This window comes from Cyanobium sp. Copco_Reservoir_LC18 (genome assembly GCF_009834675.1).
GTDB classification, from domain to species: domain Bacteria; phylum Cyanobacteriota; class Cyanobacteriia; order PCC-6307; family Cyanobiaceae; genus Cyanobium; species Cyanobium minutissimum.
Map to the genome: position 1 here is coordinate 336,551 of NZ_ASAC01000026.1, position 20,066 is coordinate 356,616.

General features: G+C 68.9%; 16 protein-coding genes and 1 pseudogene. 11 read left to right on the forward strand and 6 right to left on the reverse strand.

The genetic code is table 11. The features are described 5' to 3' along the window. Positions 1-47: 47 nt before the first annotated feature. The 6 genes from rpsG to L107_RS16165 all read left to right on the forward strand — a co-directional run bounded on the left by rpsG (position 48) and on the right by L107_RS16165 (position 6,256). Positions 48-518 (forward strand): 30S ribosomal protein S7, encoded by a 471-nt coding sequence (gene rpsG, locus L107_RS16140; RefSeq protein WP_015109449.1) that lies wholly within the window; start codon positions 48-50, stop codon positions 516-518. A gap of 112 nt (positions 519-630) precedes the next feature. Continuing rightward, complete coding sequence (gene fusA, locus L107_RS16145) at positions 631-2,706, forward strand: elongation factor G (protein ID WP_159820460.1); 2,076 nt, start codon at positions 631-633, stop codon at positions 2,704-2,706. A 42-nt stretch (positions 2,707-2,748) separates the two neighbouring features. Then, positions 2,749-3,978 carry an elongation factor Tu gene (tuf, locus tag L107_RS16150; RefSeq protein WP_159820462.1) on the forward strand — a complete coding sequence of 410 codons (1,230 nt, stop codon included), beginning with the start codon at positions 2,749-2,751 and terminating at the stop codon, positions 3,976-3,978. A gap of 141 nt (positions 3,979-4,119) precedes the next feature. Then, the gene (gene rpsJ / locus L107_RS16155) at positions 4,120-4,440 is read left to right on the forward strand and encodes a 30S ribosomal protein S10 (RefSeq protein WP_015109452.1); all 321 of its coding nucleotides are present in this window, start codon (positions 4,120-4,122) and stop codon (positions 4,438-4,440) included. 139 nt (positions 4,441-4,579) lie between these two features. Beyond that, positions 4,580-5,248 (forward strand): LON peptidase substrate-binding domain-containing protein, encoded by a 669-nt coding sequence (locus tag L107_RS16160; RefSeq protein WP_015109453.1) that lies wholly within the window; start codon positions 4,580-4,582, stop codon positions 5,246-5,248. Positions 5,249-5,251: 3 nt separating this feature from the next. Continuing rightward, positions 5,252-6,256 (forward strand): methyltransferase domain-containing protein, encoded by a 1,005-nt coding sequence (locus L107_RS16165; protein ID WP_159820464.1) that lies wholly within the window; start codon positions 5,252-5,254, stop codon positions 6,254-6,256. A 1-nt stretch (position 6,257) separates the two neighbouring features. Here the strand turns inward: L107_RS16165 and pheA are convergent, their stop codons facing one another. Beyond that, complete coding sequence (gene pheA / locus L107_RS16170) at positions 6,258-7,103, reverse strand: prephenate dehydratase (RefSeq protein WP_159820466.1); 846 nt, start codon at positions 7,101-7,103, stop codon at positions 6,258-6,260. 56 nt (positions 7,104-7,159) lie between these two features. Here pheA and L107_RS16175 point away from each other — a divergent pair, with 56 nt between their 5' ends. After that, on the forward strand, positions 7,160-7,672 hold the full coding sequence (locus tag L107_RS16175) for a DUF1997 domain-containing protein (RefSeq protein ID WP_159820468.1): 513 nt from the start codon (positions 7,160-7,162) through the stop codon (positions 7,670-7,672). Here the strand turns inward: L107_RS16175 and L107_RS16180 are convergent. From L107_RS16180 to L107_RS16190, 3 genes are all read right to left on the reverse strand, one after another. Beyond that, a complete protein-coding gene (locus L107_RS16180; RefSeq protein WP_159820554.1) occupies positions 7,611-8,273 on the reverse strand; it encodes a ribonuclease HII in 663 nt (220 codons plus the stop codon). The two genes, L107_RS16175 and L107_RS16180, sit on opposite strands and share 62 nt — an antisense overlap. Continuing rightward, the gene (locus L107_RS16185; protein ID WP_159820470.1) at positions 8,266-10,308 is read right to left on the reverse strand and encodes an Rne/Rng family ribonuclease; all 2,043 of its coding nucleotides are present in this window, start codon (positions 10,306-10,308) and stop codon (positions 8,266-8,268) included. The genes L107_RS16180 and L107_RS16185 overlap by 8 nt, the downstream gene beginning before the upstream one ends. Before the next feature lie 376 nt (positions 10,309-10,684). Next, positions 10,685-13,375: a TIGR03960 family B12-binding radical SAM protein gene (locus L107_RS16190; RefSeq protein WP_159820472.1), complete on the reverse strand. Its 2,691-nt coding sequence runs from the start codon at positions 13,373-13,375 to the stop codon at positions 10,685-10,687. Between the two features lie 99 nt (positions 13,376-13,474). Here L107_RS16190 and L107_RS16195 point away from each other — a divergent pair, with 99 nt between their 5' ends. The 3 genes from L107_RS16195 to L107_RS16205 are packed head-to-tail and all read left to right on the forward strand — an operon-like array spanning position 13,475 to position 15,939. Continuing rightward, complete coding sequence (locus L107_RS16195; RefSeq protein WP_159820474.1) at positions 13,475-14,701, forward strand: LL-diaminopimelate aminotransferase; 1,227 nt, start codon at positions 13,475-13,477, stop codon at positions 14,699-14,701. Between the two features lie 29 nt (positions 14,702-14,730). After that, the gene (gene clpS, locus L107_RS16200) at positions 14,731-15,090 is read left to right on the forward strand and encodes an ATP-dependent Clp protease adapter ClpS (RefSeq protein ID WP_201295925.1); all 360 of its coding nucleotides are present in this window, start codon (positions 14,731-14,733) and stop codon (positions 15,088-15,090) included. Continuing rightward, positions 15,091-15,939: a lysostaphin resistance A-like protein gene (locus tag L107_RS16205; RefSeq protein ID WP_370515510.1), complete on the forward strand. Its 849-nt coding sequence runs from the start codon at positions 15,091-15,093 to the stop codon at positions 15,937-15,939. It begins immediately after the preceding gene. Between the two features lie 34 nt (positions 15,940-15,973). Here the strand turns inward: L107_RS16205 and L107_RS16210 are convergent, their stop codons facing one another. Together L107_RS16210 and L107_RS16215 are read right to left on the reverse strand one after the other, a co-directional pair. Further along, positions 15,974-17,935 (reverse strand): calcium-binding protein, encoded by a 1,962-nt coding sequence (locus tag L107_RS16210; RefSeq protein WP_159820476.1) that lies wholly within the window; start codon positions 17,933-17,935, stop codon positions 15,974-15,976. Positions 17,936-18,113: 178 nt separating this feature from the next. Beyond that, a complete protein-coding gene (locus L107_RS16215) occupies positions 18,114-19,685 on the reverse strand; it encodes a photosystem II high light acclimation radical SAM protein (protein ID WP_201295926.1) in 1,572 nt (523 codons plus the stop codon). 274 nt (positions 19,686-19,959) lie between these two features. On the opposite strand from L107_RS16215, the pseudogene L107_RS16220 reads away from it, so the two are divergent. Next, a pseudogene (locus L107_RS16220) lies at positions 19,960-20,066 on the forward strand (photosystem II q(b) protein); the annotation flags it as partial.

The following is a 20,066-nucleotide window of genomic DNA, read 5'->3' on the forward strand; positions in this document are numbered from 1 at the left end:
TCTCCGCGGCCGATCTCCTCCTCCCCCGCCTTTTCTCCCTCCGTTCCATGTCCCGCCGCAACGCCGCCGAGAAGCGCCCGGTCCTGCCGGATCCCCAGTTCAACAGCCGCCTGGCCTCGATGATCGTGGCCCGGCTCATGAAGCACGGCAAGAAGTCCACGGCCCAGCGCATCCTGTCCGATGCCTTCACCCTGATCAACGAGCGCACCGGCGCCGACCCCCTCGACCTGTTCGAGACGGCGGTCCGCAATGCCACCCCCCTGGTGGAAGTGCGGGCCCGCCGGGTCGGCGGCGCCACCTATCAGGTGCCGATGGAAGTGCGTCAGGAGCGGGGCACCGCCATGGCGCTGCGCTGGCTGGTCAACTTCTCCCGGGCCCGCAACGGCCGCAGCATGGCCCAGAAACTGGCCGGCGAACTGATGGACGCGGCCAACGAGGCCGGCAGTGCCGTCCGCAAGCGGGAGGAAACCCACAAGATGGCCGAAGCCAACAAGGCTTTCGCCCACTACCGCTACTGAGCGGCCCCGGGGGCCGGATCCCTGGGCTGATCCGGTTCCCCCAGACCTGAGCGATCACCGGTCTGTAGAGTTACGCCCGTTTTTTGTCGACCCACCCCCGGAGAACTTTCCCGTGGCCCGCGCCTACCCCCTGGAACGCGTCAGAAATATCGGTATCGCCGCTCACATTGACGCGGGCAAGACCACCACGACCGAACGGATTCTGTTCTATTCCGGTGTGGTCCACAAGATGGGCGAGGTGCACGATGGCGCCGCCGTCACCGACTGGATGGAGCAGGAACGCGAGCGTGGCATCACGATCACCGCGGCCGCCATCTCCACCAGCTGGAAGGACAACCGGATCAACATCATCGACACCCCCGGCCACGTCGATTTCACCATTGAAGTCGAGCGCTCCATGCGCGTGCTTGATGGTGTGGTCGCCGTGTTCTGTGCCGTGGGCGGCGTCCAGCCCCAGTCGGAGACCGTCTGGCGCCAGGCCGACCGCTACAACGTGCCCCGGATCGTGTTCGTCAACAAGATGGACCGCACCGGTGCCAACTTCCTGAAGGTCTACGAGCAGATCAAGGACCGCCTCAAGGCCAACGCCGTGCCGATCCAGCTGCCGATCGGTGCCGAAGGCGATCTCAAGGGCATCATCGACCTGGTGCGCAACAAGGCGGTCATCTACACCAATGATCTCGGCACCGACATCCTCGAAGAGGAGATCCCCGCCGACATGCAGGACGAGGCGGCGGAATGGCGCCAGAAGCTGATGGAGTCGGTGGCCGAAACCGACGAAGAGCTGATCGAAGCCTTCCTCGAGAACGGTGAGCTCACCCAGGAGCAGCTGATGCGCGGCATCCGCCTCGGGGTGCTGCAGCACGGCATGGTGCCGATCCTCTGCGGCTCCGCCTTCAAGAACAAGGGCGTCCAGCTGGTGCTCGACGCAGTGGTCGACTACCTGCCCGCCCCCGTCGACGTGCCCCCGATCCACGGCCTGCTGGCGGACGGCAGCGAAGCCACCCGCCCCTGCGACGACAACGCCCCCTTCAGCGCCCTGGCCTTCAAGGTCATGGCCGACCCCTACGGCAAGCTCACCTTCGTGCGCATGTACAGCGGGGTCCTGCAGAAGGGCAGCTACGTGCTCAACTCCACCAAGGACAAGAAGGAGCGCATCTCCCGCCTCATCCTGCTCAAGGCCGACGAGCGCGAAGAAGTGGACGAACTGCGGGCCGGTGATCTCGGGGCCGTGCTCGGCCTCAAGGACACCACCACGGGCGACACCCTCTGCGTCGACTCCGACCCGATCATCCTGGAATCCCTGTTCATCCCCGAACCGGTGATCTCCGTGGCCGTGGAGCCCAAGACCAAGGGCGACATGGAGAAGCTCGGCAAGGCCCTGCAGTCCCTCTCCGAGGAGGACCCCACCTTCCGGGTGTCCACCGATCCGGAAACCAACCAGACGGTGATCGCCGGCATGGGCGAACTGCACCTGGAGATCCTGGTCGACCGCATGCTGCGGGAGTTCAAGGTGGAGGCCAACATCGGCGCCCCCCAGGTGTCCTACCGGGAAACCATCCGCGGCAGTGCCAAGGGTGAGGGCAAGTTCGCCCGCCAGACGGGCGGCAAGGGCCAGTACGGCCACGTGGTGATCGAAATGCAGCCCGGCGAGCCGGGTTCAGGGTTCGAGTTCGTCAACAAGATCGTTGGCGGCATCGTTCCCAAGGAGTACATCGGTCCGGCGGAAGCCGGCATGAAGGAAACCTGCCAGTCCGGCGTGATTGCCGGTTTCCCCATGATCGATGTCAAGGTCACCATGGTGGACGGCTCCTATCACGACGTCGACTCTTCGGAGATGGCGTTCAAGATCGCCGGTTCCATGGCCTTCAAGGACGGCGTCAAGAAGTGCAATCCCGTACTGCTTGAGCCGATGATGAAGGTTGAGGTCGAGGTCCCCGAGGATTTCCTCGGTTCGGTCATCGGCGACCTTTCCTCCCGCCGTGGTCAGGTCGAAGGACAGTCCGTCGACGACGGTCAGTCCAAAGTCCAGGCCAAGGTGCCGCTGGCCGAAATGTTCGGCTATGCCACCCAGCTCCGATCCATGACCCAGGGTCGGGGTATTTTCTCGATGGAGTTCAGCCATTACGAGGAAGTTCCTCGCAATGTGGCGGAAGCCATCATTTCCAAGAATCAGGGCAATTCCTGATCTTTCTTTCCATCCAACCCACCCCCCCGATTCTTTCCTTCCATGGCACGCGAGAAGTTCGAGAGGAACAAGCCTCACGTCAACATCGGCACCATCGGTCACGTTGACCACGGCAAGACCACCCTCACCGCCGCCATCACCAACGTGCTGGCGTCCCAGGGCATGGCCAAGGCCCAGGCCTACGACGAGATCGATGGCGCCCCTGAGGAGAAGGAGCGGGGGATCACGATCAACACGGCCCACGTCGAGTACGAGACCGAAAAGCGTCACTACGCCCACGTCGACTGCCCGGGCCACGCCGACTACGTCAAGAACATGATCACCGGTGCCGCCCAGATGGACGGCGCCATCCTGGTGGTGGCCGCCACCGACGGCCCCATGGCCCAGACCAAGGAGCACATTCTCCTGGCCAAGCAGGTGGGCGTGCCGGCGCTGGTCGTGTTCCTCAACAAGAAGGACATGGTCGACGACGAGGAGATCCTTGAACTCGTCGAACTGGAAATGCGCGAGCTGCTGAGCAGCTACGACTTCCCCGGTGACGATATCCCCGTGGTCGCCGGCTCCGCCCTCAAGGCCCTCGAGTACATCCAGGCCGGCAAGAAAGCCGTCCGTGGTGAGGACGAGTGGGTCGACAAGATCCTCGACCTCATGGATGCGGTCGACGAGGCCATCCCCGAGCCCGAGCGTGAGATCGACAAGCCCTTCCTGATGGCCGTTGAAGACGTGTTCTCGATCACCGGTCGGGGCACTGTCGCCACCGGTCGTATCGAGCGCGGCAAGGTGAAGGTGGGCGAGACCGTGCAGATCGTCGGCATCCGCGACACCCGGGAAACCACCGTCACCGGCGTCGAAATGTTCCGCAAGCTGCTCGACGAGGGCATGGCGGGCGACAACGTCGGCCTGCTGCTGCGCGGCATCCAGAAGGAGGACATCGAGCGCGGCATGGTGCTGGTGAAGCCCAACTCCATCAAGCCCCACACCAAGTTCGAGGGTGAGGTCTACGTGCTCAAGAAGGAGGAAGGCGGCCGCCACACCCCCTTCTTCGCCGGCTATCGCCCGCAGTTCTACATCCGCACCACGGACGTGACCGGCCAGATCACCGCCTTCACCGCCGATGACGGCTCCAACGTGGAGATGGTGATGCCCGGCGACCGCATCAAGATGAGCGCCGAGCTGATCTGCCCAGTCGCCATCGAGCAGGGCATGCGCTTCGCCATCCGCGAAGGCGGCCGCACCATCGGTGCCGGCGTCGTGTCCAAGATCGTTCTGTGAGGCTGATCTAGCCTGGTCAAGGGAGCCTCACCCCGGTGGGGCTCCCCTTTCCGGAACCGTCGGTTCCCCCGCACCTCGACAACCCGTTGCCGCGGCACTCCCGCCGCCCATCTGCCGCCCCTCGCCCGCGTTTCCCTTCCGATGACCGCCTCCATCCCCCAGCAGAAGATCCGCATCCGCCTGAAGGCCTTCGATCGCCGCATGCTGGATCTGTCCTGCGAAAAGATCATCGAAACCGCCGATCACACCGCTGCCACGGCCATCGGCCCCATCCCCCTGCCCACCAAGCGCAAGATTTACTGCGTGCTGCGCTCGCCTCACGTCGACAAGGATTCCCGTGAGCACTTCGAGACGCGCACCCACCGCCGCATCATCGATATCTACAGCCCCAGCTCCAAGACGATCGACGCCCTGATGAAGCTCGACCTGCCCAGCGGTGTGGATATCGAAGTCAAGCTCTGATGCCGATGGGGCCACAGGGCTTCGCCGGGCAGGTCGCTCTCTCTAGGATCGCGATACACCCCGAGTTGCCCTGGTTGATCCTTCCGCCGCCGCCCTTCGATCGCCCCTTCCCCCCTGCCGCCAGCGGCATCCTGCTCGCGTGACTGACCTGGCCGTCAGGGAGCTGCCCCTGTTCCCCCTCCCCGATGTGGTGCTCTTCCCCCAGGAAGTGCTGCCGCTCCACATCTTCGAGCCGCGCTATCGCATGATGCTGCGAACGGCGATGTCGGAGGACAGGCGCTTCGGGGTGGTGCGCTGGGATCCCCAGAGCAAGAAGATGGCGGAGGTGGGCTGCTGCGCCGAGATCCTCCACTGCCAGGTGCAGGACGACGACCGCAGCAACATCGTCACCATGGGGCAGCAGCGCTTCCGGGTGCTCGACATCGTGCGCGACACCCCGTTCCGCGTCGGCATGGTCAGCTGGATCGAGGACACGGTGAGCGAAAGCCACGAGGAGCTCGAGACCCTCACCAGCGACGTGACCCGCGCCCTGCGCGACGTGGTCGACCTCACCGGCAAGCTGATCGGCAAGCCCTCCTCCCTGCCCGCCGATCTGCCCGACCTGCCGCGGGAGCTCTCCTTCTGGATCGGCGCCCACCTCGGCGGCCCGGTGGCCGATCACCAGCAGGCCCTGCTGGAGATCACCGACACCGGCGAGCGCCTGCGCCAGGAATTCGAACTGCTCGACCAGACCCGGCGCCAGCTGGCGGCCCGGACCGTCCTCAAGGACACCTTCTCCAGCCTCGGTGACGGCAGCAGCGAGACCTGAGCCATGCCGAGCCTCCTTCCGGGCGGCGCCCTGCTGCCCCTCCTCCTGACGGGGGGTGCCCTGGCCGCGGTGCTGGCCGCCCTGGTGTGGCAGCGCCGCTCGCGGGCCTACCTCTCCCCGGCCAGCGTCGCCGCCGCCTACGACCGCTGGACGGACGACCGGCTGCTGGAGCGGCTCTGGGGCGAGCATGTGCACCTGGGCCACTACGGTGACCCCCCCGGCGCCCGCGACTTCCGCGCCGCCAAGGCCGCCTTCGTCCACGAACTGGTGCGCTGGAGCGGCCTCGACCGCCTGCCCCCCGGCAGCCGCGTGCTGGACGTGGGCTGCGGCATCGGCGGCAGCGCCCGGATCCTGGCCCGCGACTACGGCTTCGAGGTGCTGGGGATCAGCATCAGCCCGGCCCAGATCGCCCGGGCCCGGGAGCTCACCCCCGCCGATCTGCCGAACTGCCGGTTCGCCGTGATGGATGCCCTGGCCCTCGAGCTGCCGGACGGGGGGCCTGGAACGGGCTTCGATGCGGTCTGGAGTGTGGAGGCCGGCCCCCACATGCCCGACAAGCAGCGCTACGCCGATGAGATGCTGCGGGTGCTCCGGCCGGGGGGCTCTCTGGCGGTCGCCGACTGGAACCGCCGCGACCCGAGCGTCGCCCCCATGAATCGGCTGGAGCGCTGGGTGATGCGCCAGCTGCTCGACCAGTGGGCCCATCCGGAGTTCGCCAGCATCCCCTCCCTGAGGCGGAATCTGGAGACCAGCCCCTGGAACCGGGGCCTGACGATCAGCACCGCCGACTGGACGGCGGCCACGCTGCCCTCCTGGGTGGATTCGATCCTTGAAGGCGTGCGCCGCCCCGGGGCGGTGCTGGGGCTGGGCCCCCGGGCCGTGCTGCAGGGGCTGCGGGAGACACCGACGCTGCTGCTGATGGACTGGGCCTTCCGCAACGGCCTGATGCAGTTCGGGGTCTTCCGCGGTGAGGCGCCGGGAGCCGGGGCCACGGCGGGGCGCGGCTGACTCAGTCGGCCCGCTCCTCGGCGGCGAGGTTGGTGAGGGGGTAGGCCCCGAACAGGGCCAGGTGCTCGCAGAGGGGGCTGAGATCGGCGATCGCCCCCTCCAGGGGCTCGGCGCCCTCGGGAAGCTCAAGATCGACGAAGAAGATGTACTCGCCCATCTCCCGCTTGGACGGACGCGATTCGATCCGGCTCATGTTCAGGCCCTGGCGCGCGAAGCAGCCCAGCGACTCCAGCAGGGCACCGGGCTGGTTGGAATGGAGCGAGAACGCCAGGCTGGCATGGGGGCCCCGGTGGGAGCGCTCGCCGCGGCGCAGCAGCAGGAAACGGGTGCAGTTGCCGGGCACATCGTTGATCGGGTGGGCCAGCACCTCCAGGCCGTGCTCGGCCGCCGCCTCCAGGGAGGCGATGGCGCCCCGGAAGCGGCTGCCCCGCACCAGCCGGGCCGCCTCGGCCGTGGAGCTGGTGGGCAGCTGCAGGGCCTGGGGCAGGTGCTCCCCCAGCCACAGGCTGCACTGGGCCAGGGCCTGGGGGTGGGAGAGCACCTCACTGATGGCGTCGAGGGGGCCCGTGCCCACCAGGGCGTGGCGGATGGGCAGCACCAGGGCCCGGGCCACCGCCAGGTCAGGGTGCTCCCAGAGGGCATCGAGGCAGCTGGTGACGCCCCCTTCGACGGAGTTTTCCACCGGCACCACCGCCAGATCGCAGTCGCCGTCGGCCAGGGCCCGGATCACGGCGCGGATGCCCTGCTGGGGCACGAAGACCACCGCCTCGAGACCCTCGAGGGCCGCCAGTCGCTGCGCCGCCTGCTCACCGTAGGTGCCGACGGGACCGAGAAAGGCGAGGCGCATGGCGGTGGGACGCTCTGGGGTGATCGGTAGGATCATGGCCTGCCGGCCCGCAGGCCATGTCCCTGGCCTTCAGCGCCAGTCAGCAACTCGACCTCCCGGTGGCCAGCGAGGCGGATCGCCTGCCCGCCTATCTCGACGATGAGCAGCGGGTGGTGCAGGCCCTGCTCGACCCCACCCAGCTCGAACCCCTCGGCCCCGGCCGCTACCGCTACACGGTGAGCCAGGTGCGGGTGTTCCAGCTGAAGATCCAGCCGGTGGTGGAGCTGCAGGTGGTGCGTCGCCATGGCCGGCTGGAACTGGAGGCCCTCGACTGCCAGCTGGAGGGACTCGGGCTGGTGGAGGACTTCCGTCTCGGGCTCTGCTCCTGGCTCGCTGCCGCCGACGGCGGCCTCACCGGCGAAGCCAGCCTGTCGGTGACGGTGAGCCGCCCCACCCTGCTGCAGCTGATCCCCCCCAAGGTGCTGGAGGCCACGGGCCGCTCGGTGCTCGGCGGCATCCTGCTGGGCATCAGGACCCGGGTGAGTCAGCAGCTGCTGGGGGATTTCCAGCGCTGGTGCCGATCGACCTGAGGAAGCTGCGGCGGTGCAGGGGCGTGGGTCCCAGCCGCTCGATCGCCTCCCGGTGCTGACGGGTGCCGTAGCCGGCGTGACGCTCCAGGCCGTAGCCGGGGTGGCGCAGGGCCAGGCGCCGCAGCAGGGCATCCCGCTCCTGCTTGGCGAGCACGCTGGCGGCGGCGATCGCCGCGCAGCGACCGTCGCCGCCCACCAGGGTGGTCTGGGGGCCGTCCCAGCCCCGCAGGGGCAGCACCCCATCCACCAGCAGCAGCCGGGGGGAACGGGGAAGCCGGTGCAGGGCCCGCAGCATCGCCCATTCGGTGGCCCGTCGCACCCCCCAGCGATCGATCTCGCCGGCGCTGGCCTGCCCCAGGGCCCAGGCCAGGGCATGGTGGCGCAGCAGGGGTACCAGGGCCCCCCGGCGCCGGGCGCTGAGCTTCTTGCTGTCGTTCAGGCCCGCTGCCGCCAGGGTGGCCAGGGCGGTGGCCGGCAGCACCACCGCCGCGGCGAACACAGGGCCGAACAGGCTGCCCCGGCCGACCTCATCGACACCGGCACAGTCTGCGGGGTCGAGTCCACCCCAGACCGAAGCGTCGAAGCCGGGACGATCAGCCAGCGGCGGAGGAGCGGCGGCGGCGGCGGCGGGGCTCACCGGGGTCGGTGGCCGGGGAATCCGCGGCGGGGACCGCGGCGGCGGCGGCCACGGGGACCGGAGCCGCCGCCGCGACCGGTGTCGATCGGCCTGAGGAGCGGCGGCTGGGAACGGCCACGGCCACCAGCTCGGACGGGACCGGCGTGGGCAGGGGTTCGAACGGGGCCGGGGTGATCTCGAGAATGGGGATCGCCTCGTGCACCGGGGAGTCGAAGGCCCCGGAAGAGGTGGGGGATTCCGCCGCCTCGGGCGCGTCGGCCATGCCGTTGGCGTCGGCCGTGCCGTTACGGCCCTCGCCGTTGCGGCCGCGCCGCCGGCGACGGGAGCCGCTGGCGGCCAGCTGCTGGCGGGCTTCCTCGAGGACGGCCTCGGGGTCGGCGTCGGGGCGCACCACGCGCACCATCAGGCTGTCGCCGCTGGGGACCGGATCGAGCAGCAAGGCCGGACTCAACCCCATCCAGCCGTAGACCAGCTCCTGTTCAGGATCCATCGGCACGGCCAGCACCTCGGGCTCCTGGCGGCGCTGCGGAGCGTCGCTGGCGACACTCTCCTGGGCCGCCGGCGGGGCGACGGCGCTGCCGTTGGCACCGCCCTCGGCGTAGCCGCCCAGGGCCGGGGGCTCAGCCCCGTCGGAGCCGCGCCCGCCACGGCCGCCACGGCGGCGGCGGCCGCTGCCGCCGGACTCACCGGCGCCGGTCGAGGGGCTGGCCACTTCGGCCCGGGCCGAAGCGGCCGAACGCACCAGGCCCGAGACCGTGGCCAGGGGCTGGAGGGTGTCCTTGCCGGGCAGCACCGCCACGTGGCCCAGACCGCCACAGCTGGGGCAGGCCCGGCCGAAGAGTTCGTAGATGTTCTGGCCCTGGCGCTTGCGGGTCAGCTCCACCAGGCCGAGCTCGGTGAGCTGGGCGATCTGGGGGCGGGCCGTGTCGTCGCGGCTGGCCTGGGTGAAGTGCTCCAGCAGCTGCAGCTGGTCACGACGGGACTCCATGTCGATGAAGTCGATGATCACGACGCCGCCGATGTTGCGCAGCTTGAGCTGGCGGGCGATCTCCACCGCCGCCTCGCAGTTGGTCCACAGCACCGTCTCGCGGGCGTTGGCCGAGCGGGTGAAGGAGCCGGAGTTGACGTCGATGACCGTGAGCGCCTCGGTGGGCTCGATGATCACGTAGCCGCCGGAGGGCAGATCCACCCGGGGCTTGAGGGCATCACGGATGGCGGCGTTGACCCGGTAGTGCTCCAGGATCTCGGTGGGTTCGCCGTGGTGCTCCACCAGCAGGTTGGCCTGGTCGGCGCCGAGGAAGGCGTTGACGCGGGCCACCGCATCGGGGCTGTCGACCACCACCCGCAGCACCTCGGGGCTGTAGAGATCGCGCAGCACCCGGTGGATGAAGTCCTCATCCCGGTTGAGGAGCACCGGAGGGGAGGCCGTCTCGGCCGCCTGCTGGATCGATTCCCATTGGCGCAGCAGGGCCTCGAGGTCGTCGATCAGCATCTCCTCGCTGACGTCCTCGGCCTCGGTGCGGATCAGCAGGCCGGCGCCGGGGGGCTTGATCAGCACGCCGAGGGCCCGCAGGCGGTTGCGCTCGTTCTCGCCGTTGATGCGCCGGGAGATGTTGACACCCTGGCCGTGGGGCTGGAGCACCAGGAAGCGCCCCGGCAGGGACAGGTTGCCGGTGAGGCGCGGCCCCTTGGTGCCCGTGGGCTCCTTCATCACCTGGACGAGCACCTTCTGGCGGGGCTCAAGCAGCTCCGTGATGCCGGCGCCCCCCTTCTTCAGCCGCAGGGGACCCAGATCGGTGATGTGGATGAAGCCGTTCTTCTCGGTTTCGCCGATGTTGACAAAGGCGGCATCGATCCCGGGCAACACGTTCTCGACGGTTCCGAGGTAGACGTCACCGATCTGATAACGACCCTGGGCGACGATCAGTTCATCGACGCGTTCGTCGTTGAGCACTGCGGCGATCCGCAACTGCTCAGCGATGACGATCTGCTGGGGCATGGAAGAGATGGTGGGCTCAGTGGAGCCCTGCCGGGGGGCAGGTGGGGGAAGGAATCGGACGGCGACCGTGACGGCCGCTCAGTCTCTGGAGGGGATCAGGCCAGACCCCGGAAACAAGGGAGTCGGCGGTTGCCTGGTCGGGCTCCCCGTAGCCAGGGGGCCCGGATGGGAGCAGCGACGTCGTCGGGCCGGCAGCGTGACGAAAGGAATGTCGTTCCTTCCCGATGCAAAGCAACGAAGACCGAACCAGGCAATGTTGACTGTGATAGCGCTTTCGCCGAGGAGCTTCTAGAAAGCGTCCCTGATGCAGAAGCGTCTGGGCAGGGGAGGAAGAAGGGAGGGAGCCCCGCTGTTCCTGTCTCTGTCTAGGGCGAACTTAGCATGCGTCCAGCCGGAGGCAACGGCGCTGGACCGCACCGAGCACCAGCGGTTGGCCGAGACCGGTGCTCAGCCAGTGGCGCAGATGGTCCGGCCGCAGGCTGCGGCCCTGGGGATCCACGGCGGCCTCCAGATCCAGCACCTGGTCCCCCCCTGCCGCGGAGGCCCCCTCGGGGGCCACCAGGTGGAGGTCGAGCAGGTAGGGGCGGCACTCGCGCTGTCGGGGGCGGCCCTTCTTGTCCTGGTCCTGCCAGGGAAGGCTGGTGGCCTCCAGCAGCGCCGCGACCGCCGCGGCCCAGCGCTCCGGCGTCAGTGCCGCCCGATCGGGGGCCGCCGGATCCGGGCCCGGCCGCAGGGTGAACCGCCACTGGGCGGAACGGATCTGCTGGGCCAGGCCGGGGGTCTCCAGGGGGACGGCCCGGACCGAGAGCAGGCTCAGCTCGGCGCTGAGCTGCGCCTGCAGGCGCTCCCGGGCCGTCTCGGGGTCCACCGGGGCGGCGAAGTCCAGGTCGAGCCACTCGCGGTGGCCCTCCACCCCCAGGGGCAGGGGCAGGGCCACCTGCAGCCGCGGCAGGGGATGGAAACCGCCCGTGAAGCTCACCGGCAGGCCGCTGCGGCGCAGGGCCCGCTCCAGCAGCCGCAGGGTGTCGAGATGGCTGATCAGGGCCAGGGAGCCGGTCTTGGCGAAGGCGAAGCGCAGCCGGCAGACCCGCTCGCTGGCCGGCGCCCGCGGCGGCAGCGGCGACGGCACGGGGGGCGGCGGGATCACCACGTTGTGCCCCAGCTCCGGGCCGCAGACCCCGCAGCTGCTGCAGCCCTCGAAGGAGCAGTCGGGCACCACGGCGGCCGCCAGGGCCCGGCCCAGGTCCTCCGCCAGCCAGGCCTTGTCGACGCCGGAATCGATGTGGTCCCAGGGCAGGGGCTGGCGGCAGAAGGCCTCCAGGTCGCCCGTGGCGAAGGCCTCCGCCGCACTCCAGCCGCCCATCTCCAGGGCCCGGTAGGAGCCCCCCAGGCCGGCGGCCTCGATGGCGCCGGTCCAGGCGGCATGGCTGCGGTCGGCGGATTCGAACCAGGCATCCAGCCCCGCGCCGGCCCGCCAGGCCGCCTCGATCACCGGCGCCAGCCGCCGGTCGCCGCGGCCGACGAAGTCCTCCACCGCCGACAGCCGCACGTCGGTGTAGTTGGTCTTGATGCCCCGCAGGGGCCGCAGGGCGTCGCGCAGCAGTTGCTGCCGGCGCCGGAATTCGGCGGTGGACACGCTGTGCCACTGGAACGGCGTGTGGGGCTTGGGGGTGAAGTTGCTGATCGTGAGATTGAGCTGCAGCCGTCCCAGGTCACGGCACTGCTGCTGCAGCCCCCGGCAGGTGTCGACGATCCCGAGCACGTCGGCGTCGGTTTCGCCCGGCAGGCCGATCATGAAATAGAGCTTCACGCGGTTGTAGCCGTTCTCCATGGCGGTGCGGATGCCGCGCAGCAGCTCCGCATCCGTGAGCCCCTTGTTGACGATGTCCCGCAGGCGCTGGGTGCCGGCCTCGGGGGCGAAGGTGAGCCCGGCCCGGCGGGTGCCGCCGAGGATGTGGGCGATGGAGGTGTCGAAGCGGTCGACCCGCTGGCTGGGCAGGGTGAGGCTGACGTTGTGTTCCGCCAGCCGGTTGCGCAGCTCCACCCCCACCGCCGGCAGGGAGAGGTAATCGCTGCAGCTGAGCGACAGCAGCGAGAAGTCGCTGTAGCCGGTGCGGAGCATGCCCTCCTCCACCGCCTCGATGACCGCCTCCGGCTCCACGTCCCGGGCCGGGCGCGTCAGCATCCCCGGCTGGCAGAAGCGGCAGCCGCGGGTGCAGCCGCGGCGGATCTCCACCGTGAGCCGGTCGTGGACCGTCTCGATGTGGGGCACCAGGCCCATGGCGTAGTGGGGCATGGGGGTGGCCGTGCGCCGCTGGATGCGGGGCGCCAGGCCCGGCTCCAGCGGCCGCAGGCTCACCCCATCCGGTCCGGGGGCGTACAGGGAGGGCACATAGACCCCGGGCACCTCGGCCAGGTCCCGCAGCAGGGCCCGGCGGCCCAGGCCCGCGGCCCGGCCCTCGGCCACCACCAGGCCGATTTCGGGCAGCAGCTCCTCCCCATCCCCCAGGGCGAGGAAATCGAAGAACGGCGCGAAGGGCTCGGGGTTGCCCGTGGCGGTGGGGCCGCCGGCGAAGATCAGCGGCGGTGCCGCCGGGTGGTCCAGGGGCAGGTCGCCCCGGTCGGCGGCACGGATCGGGATGCCCGCCAGATCCAGCATCTCGAGGATGTTGGTGCCGCCGAGTTCGTAGCTGAGGCTGAAGCCGAGGATGTCGAAGGCCGTCAGGGGCCGGTGGCTCTCCACCGCGAACAGGGGCGCCCCCCGCTCCCGCAGCCGGGCCGCCAGATCGGGGGCCGGCAGGTAGGCCCGATCGCACAGCTGGCCTGGAACGGCGTTGAGGATCGCGTAAAGCAGCACGTGGCCCAGGTTGCTGGCGCCGACCTCGTAGACCTCCGGATAGGTGAGCGCCCAGCGCACCCGGGCCGCCGACCAGTCGCGGGGCTCCACCCCCCGTTCGTTGCCGAGGTAGCGGGCCGGCCGGGCGATGCCGCCGTCGACCAGCTCGGCGAAGGCGACGGGAGCGTCGGCGGTGCCGGCGACGAACGCGTCGGCGGTGGCGAAGGGCACGGCGGCGACCGGCGGGCTGCAGGCCGAGCGTAGGCAGGCCGGCCCGCGCCATAGGAAGATGCCGCCTGGCCCCGCCGCCCCGCCTTTCGCTTCCCACCCATGGTCCAGGTCAACGACAGCTATCTCCGGCTCAAGGCGGGCTACCTGTTCCCCGAGATCGCCCGGCGCGTCAAGGCGTTCACGGAGGCCCATCCCGAGGCGGCCGTGATCCGCCTGGGGATCGGCGACGTCACCGAACCGCTGCCGGCGGCCTGCCGGCAGGCGATGCAACAGGCGATCGAAGCCATGGGCACCCGGGAGGGCTTCCACGGCTATGGCCCCGAGCAGGGCTACGGCTGGCTGCGGGAGGCGATCGCCCGCCACGACTTCCAGGCCCGCGGCTGCGAGGTGAGCGCCGAGGAGATCTTCATCTCCGACGGCTCCAAGTGCGACAGCAGCAACATCCTCGACATCCTCGGGGCCGGCAACCGCATCGCCGTCACCGATCCGGTCTATCCGGTGTACGTCGACAGCAACGTGATGGCGGGCCGCACCGGCGACGCCGACGGGGGCGGTCGCTACGGCGGCCTCACCTACCTGCCGATCACGGCGGCCAACGGCTTCGTGGCCCCCCTGCCGGAGCAGCCGGTCGACCTCATCTACCTCTGCTTCCCCAACAACCCCACCGGCGCCGTCGCCACCCGGGAACAGCTGAAGCAGTGGGTGGACTACGCCCTGGCCCACAACGCCCTGATCCTCTTCGACGCCGCCTACGAGGCGTTCATCTCCGATCCGGAGCTGCCCCACTCCATCTATGAGATCGAGGGCGCACGGCGCTGCGCGATCGAGTTCCGCTCCTTCTCCAAGAACGCCGGCTTCACCGGCACCCGCTGCGCCTTCACCGTGGTGCCCCGGGGACTCACCGGCACCACGGCCAACGGCGAGCCCGTGGAGCTGTGGGGCCTCTGGAACCGGCGCCAGAGCACCAAGTTCAACGGCGTGAGCTACATCGTGCAGCGGGGCGCCGAAGCCGTCTACTCCCCGGAAGGCCAGGAGCAGGTGCGGGGCCTGATCCGCTTCTACATGGAGAACGCGGCCATCATCCGCCGTGAACTGGAGGCCGCCGGCCTGCAGGTGTACGGGGGCCAGCAGGCCCCCTACGTGTGGATCAAGACCCCCGACGGGCTGGATTCCTGGGGCTTCTTCGATCACCTGCTGGGGCAGGCCCATGTGGTGGGCACCCCCGGCAGCGGCTTCGGCGCGGCGGGCGAGGGCTATTTCCGCCTCTCCGCCTTCAACTCCCGCGCCAACGTGGACGAGGCGATGCGCCGGATCCGGGCTCTTTAGAGTTGGCCCCTGTCAGGACCGGAGCGGCCATGCCCATGACCATCCCGCCCTTCGCCACCGGCTCCACCGCCCCGGAGGCCACCGAAACGCCCTCCCGTTCGCCGGGGGGGGCCGCCGTGATCGAGAAGGCGCCGGAGCGGGTGCGCAAGACCTCACCCCGCTACAAGGTGCTGCTTCACAACGACCCCGTGAACAGCATGGAGTATGTGGTGAACACCCTGCGCCAGGTGGTGCCCTCCCTGAGTGAGCAGGATGCCATCGCCGTGATGCTGGAAGCCCACAACACCGGCGTGGGACTGGTGATCGTCTGCGATCTGGAGCCGGCGGAGTTCTACTGCGAAACCCTCAAGGCCAAGGGCCTGACGAGCACGATCGAGCCGGAGAGCTGAGTGGCTCGCCAGCCCGCAGGACCGTCGCCGGAACCCGAAGCGTTCCCGCGCCTGCACTGGAGCGGCACCCTGCTCTACGTGCCGCTGCTCTACGGCCTCGGCTGGCTGCTGGTGCGCCCCCTGGGCGGCCTCGCCCCCGGGCTGCGCCCGGATCAGGTCGATCTGGCAGGGGCTGTGGTGGCGTTGCTGCTGCTGCTGCTGACCCTGCCGCTGCGGTTGCGCCGGGCCTGGGGCGAATCCCATCCATGGCGCGCCCTCGGAGTGCTGGCCCCGCTGCCCGCGGGGCTGGGGGCCTTCGGGCGGGGGCTGCTCCGGGCCCTGGCGTTGCTGGCCTTGGTGGCGGTGGCCCTGGTGGCCGCGGGAAGCGCCCGCTGGATCGGGCCGACCGGCCTGGAGGGGGGGGAACTGCTCAACGCCCTGGCCCTGCTGGTGGGGGTGGGCTTCGCCGAGGAACTGGTGTTCCGCGGCTGGCTGTGGGGTGAACTGCAACGCCAGATGGCCCCCCGGGGGGCACTGCTGCTGCAGGCGGCCGTCTTCGCCCTTGTCCACCCCTGGAGCCAGGCGGGTGGGCTGGGGGCGGTGGGCCTGCTGGGGGGGCTGCTGCTGCTGGGGCTGAATCTGGCCCTGGTGCGCCGGGACGATGGCGGTGTGCTGTGGGGGGCGGTCGGCCTGCACGGCGGACTGGTGGGGGGCTGGTTCGCCCTGCAGGCGGGCCTGCTGAAGCTGCTGCCCGGAGCCCCCCCATGGCTGGCGGGCCCGGGCGGCACCCAGCCCAACCCCATCGGGGGTCTGGTGGGGTGGATCGGGCTGGGGGGACTGCTGCTGCTGCGGCGCTGGCGGAAGAGGTAGCGCTCAGCGGAGCCGAAGCCCGACGCAAGGCAACCTACAGAACGAAGTCAGCGGCGACGAAGGTATGCAACCCATTCACCTGAATGGTGAATTCAGCTCCCGTCACTCCGGTGGTGTTGGCCTCCACAAAGGTGTTGGTGCCGTCCTGGAAGAAGCGCAACTGGCCTGCAGCCGTGAAGGCTGCATTACCGATGAAGGTGAAATTCTGGTTGCCACCCGCACCGGTGTTGGCATCAATCGCATTGACATTGATCAGGTCACCTCCTGCAACGCCGGCTCCTTCGAAATCCGTGATGGTGTCACGGGTCGCCGCCGTCGTACCGGATTCAGCACTGGTTGCGTAGAGGAAGGTGTCATCGCCGGAACCACCCGTCAGGAGATCCGCCCCCAGGCCACCGGTGAGGGTATCGCTGCCGCCCGCACCATCGATGGTGTCGTTGTTTCCTTGCCCATTCAGCCTGTTGTTGTTGCTGGCGCCGGTGAGGACGTCTGCCCCACCATCGGAACGCACATTTTCGATCCCTGCGATCGACGTAAAACCACTGGCCGTGCCGAGTGCCAGGTTGGCGGTGACGGCCGCAGACGTCGAGTCGTAAACCAGCACATCCCCCGTGCCTGAGCCGAGGTTGGCCGTCACCGACTCCACATTGGCCAGCGTTCCGCCTTCGAAGGCGGTGATGGACGTTCCGTTGAAGGTGACCGTGAGGTTTTGATCGCCCGACCCGGACGTGAGCACCAGGGTGTCGGTGTCACTGCCACCATCGACGGAATCGACACCATGGGAATCGACGGTGTAGTTGATGGTGTCATCACCAGCGCCACCCCTGACGGTATCGTTCCCCGTGCCACCGGTGAGGGTGTCATTGCCCGCACCGCCCAGAAGGACGTCGGCCAGGTCGCCGGTGGAAATGGAATCATTGCCGTCATCGCCGCTCACCCAGTCGGCGAAACCGGCGGCGAGGGTGAGGGTGTCATTGCCCTGCCCGGCGGCGGTGAGCTTGGTGAAGGACGTGCCATTGACCGTGCTGGCACCGGTCAGGCTGATGAATTTGTTATCGCCCGCATCCACGTATTTGAGGGCCAGGCCGGGTCCGCTGAAGACGTTGGTGCCGGTCAGGGTCGGCAGCACCCCGACGGTGGGGCCATTGATGCGAAGGCCGAAGCCATTGGCAATGGTCGAGAATGTGTTGGATGTCAGCGTGATGGGCTTGCTGACGTCATAGAGGTCAAGATAGGAACCATTCTGGAAGGTATTTCCGCTCAGCGTCGCAGCCACATTGCCGAGAATGTTCCCTGTCGGCCTGACAACGGCCTGGTTGTCGGAGCGGGTGAAGGTGTTGCCGGAGATCTGAACCGAACCGGCGGCAGCCGAACCCGTGAAGTTGAGGATGTTGAAGCTGCTCAGGAACCCGGCCTCGTCAAAGAGGCTGTCGAGGATACGGACGCTGCCGCTGTTGTTCCAGCTGTGCAGGAAAGCGGAGCCCCCCGCCCCGGTCCCGGGATTGAATCCGGATTGCCCTCTCACCCTGACCGTGACATCGTCGAGGGTCAGATCCGCCGTGATCGGGGACGTGGCCGAAAACGAGGTCAACGACATGTAGAGGTTGCCGTTGCCGTTCCAGCCCGTATGGGTGCCGGTGAAGGTGACATCCCGCACCAGGAACGACCCGGAGGTGGCCCGCAGCAGGGCGCCGCCATCGGCGAGGCCACCGGCGCTGTAGTCCAGGGTGAGGTTCTCGACGCTGCCGGGACCGAAGGCCCCATCCACGTTCCTCTGGAAGATGCGGGTGTCCCTGACGATCGTGCCCGCCTCGGAGGTGCCTGTCACGGCATAGCCGGAGGCCTGGACGACCCCAGGGACGGAGGTCTGCTTGGCAAGGGAGCGGACGGAGGCATAGGTGCCATCCGCCAGAAGGATGATGTCCCCTGCGGCCGCCGCATTGATCACCTCACGGAGGGTGGGGATTCCGGAGGGGGTGACGATGAAGGTGGCCATGCTGGGGAAGCGTCTGGGGGAGCCTTGGGTGGGAGGGGCCTGCAGGGCAGGCGCCTGCGACCACGGCTGTGCCGCTTGAGGGCGAGTTTACCTTAATTAGCTTAAAATTCCCTAATAAGCGCCTGATTGCGGCAATCGTGACCGATGCCGTGGTGACCGATGTCGTGCTGCTGGCGGCTCAGAGCGTCGCCGTGGCCAGCGCCCGGCGCCCCTCCACCGGCGCCCGCAGCGCCTGCTCCAGGGGAGCCACGCCGTACTCCCGCTCAAGCAGGTCCATCACGGTGCGGCCGAAGTCGGCCGGGTTGCGCTCGAAAGCCTCCAGGCAGATGCGGCCGAACACCCGACCCATCGGTTCCGGGTTCCACAGCAGCTTGCGGGCCGTCCAGGGCATCAGGCTCATCGGGTCGTAGCCGGGCTTGAGCATGCCCTGGTCGAAGGCGTACTGCTCCAGGTGGGTGTGGGGCTGGAGGCCGATGAAGAAGATCGCCGGCTCCACCAGCCCGGCGCCGAAGATGCTCTCCAGTTCCCGGTGGTAGGCGATCGTCTGGCGGATGGTCTCGGGCCGTTCGTCGATCACGTTGAACGAATAGTTGACGGAGACATGCTCCCGGAAGCCGGCCGCCGCCAGCATGCGGCAGTTCTCCAGCACCGTGCGCAGGTTGTAGCCCATGCGCATCTTGCGCACGAGCTCCTGGGAGCCCGAGGTGATGCCGATCTCGAAGTAGCTCATCCCCGTGGCCACCATCAGCTCGGCCAGCTCGGCATCGAGATTGTCGGCACGGATGTAGGCCGCCCAGCGGATGTCCGTGAGACCCTCCGCCTGAATGGCCCGCAGCAGGTCCTTGGCATCGTCGATGTAGCGCCGGGCCGGGATGAACTGGGCGTCGGTGAACCAGAAGCCCCGCACGCCGCGGTCGTAGAGCTGGCGCATCTCCCGCACCACCTCGGCGATCGGGTTGACCCGCACGGCCTTGCCCTCCACCACGGTGTAGACGCAGTAGCAGCAGTTGTGGGGGCAGCCGCGCTTGGTCTGGACCCCGACGTAGAAATCACCGCCATCGAGGTACCAGTTCAGCTGGGGCCAGATCGCTTCGATGTAGGCGTAGTCGCAGGCGGTCTTCTCCAGGCCTGCCGGTTGCTCGTGGATCAGGCCCGGACGGGGAGCCTCGCCCACCACATAGCAGCGTTCCGCCGCGAGCGACTGGCCACGGATCAGCTTCTCCAGCAGCCCTTCCCCCTCCCCCACCGACACCACGGAGCCGGTGGGCAGGCCGCGGCCCAGCTGCTCATAGAAGACGCTCACCGCCCCGCCGCCGATCACCACCCGGGCCCCGGGGTTGTAACGGCGGGCGCGCCGCAGGCCCCGCCGCACAAGGCGCAGGTTGCGCCACAGCTCGCCGTAATAGGAACCCATCAGCCGCAGCCCGCCGATCGCCCCCCGCAGGCGCTTGAGGGGATTGGCGGAATAGAACACCTCAAAGGAGTTCTGCAGCGGATTGCCGCCCCGGCCATCGACCGGGGCATAGATCTGGATGTCCCGCCAGGAGAACACCAGCAGGGTGGGCCGGAACTGATCAACCTCCTCCAGGAGCACCCGCTGCACATCGAGGAGAGGCACGGCCGCCAGATCCAGGATCCGCTGGGGCAGGGCGGGGAAGCACTTGTGCAGGTGATCGGCCAGGCAGATCGGGCCGATCGGGAAGATCGGGTTGCAGGGCAGCCGCACGAGCAGCACCCGTTGATCGCTCACGGCGGACGCGGCTCGAGGGGGTGCCCGGACGCTAACAAGCGGGCTCCCCTCGCCGGTGGGGGCCGACCGCCCCGGGGGCAGGGGGCCGGCGAGGGGAGCCTGGGAGGGGGGTCGCGGGAGGCGCCCGCCGGGAAGCAAAGCTTTTCTTCATGAAGGCGGCCCTCACACTCCGCAACACACTGTTACAGTGCTGCGGGGCGGAAGTCCGCCCCCATCTCCTTCCACCGGCTCGGCGTTTCGGCGCCACCGCTCGGTGTCTTCCTTCTACGCACTCATGACCGCCACTCTCCAGCAGCGCTCCGGCGCTTCGGTGTGGAACCAGTTCTGTGAGTGGGTCACCTCCACCAACAACCGTCTCTACGTCGGTTGGTTCGGTGTGCT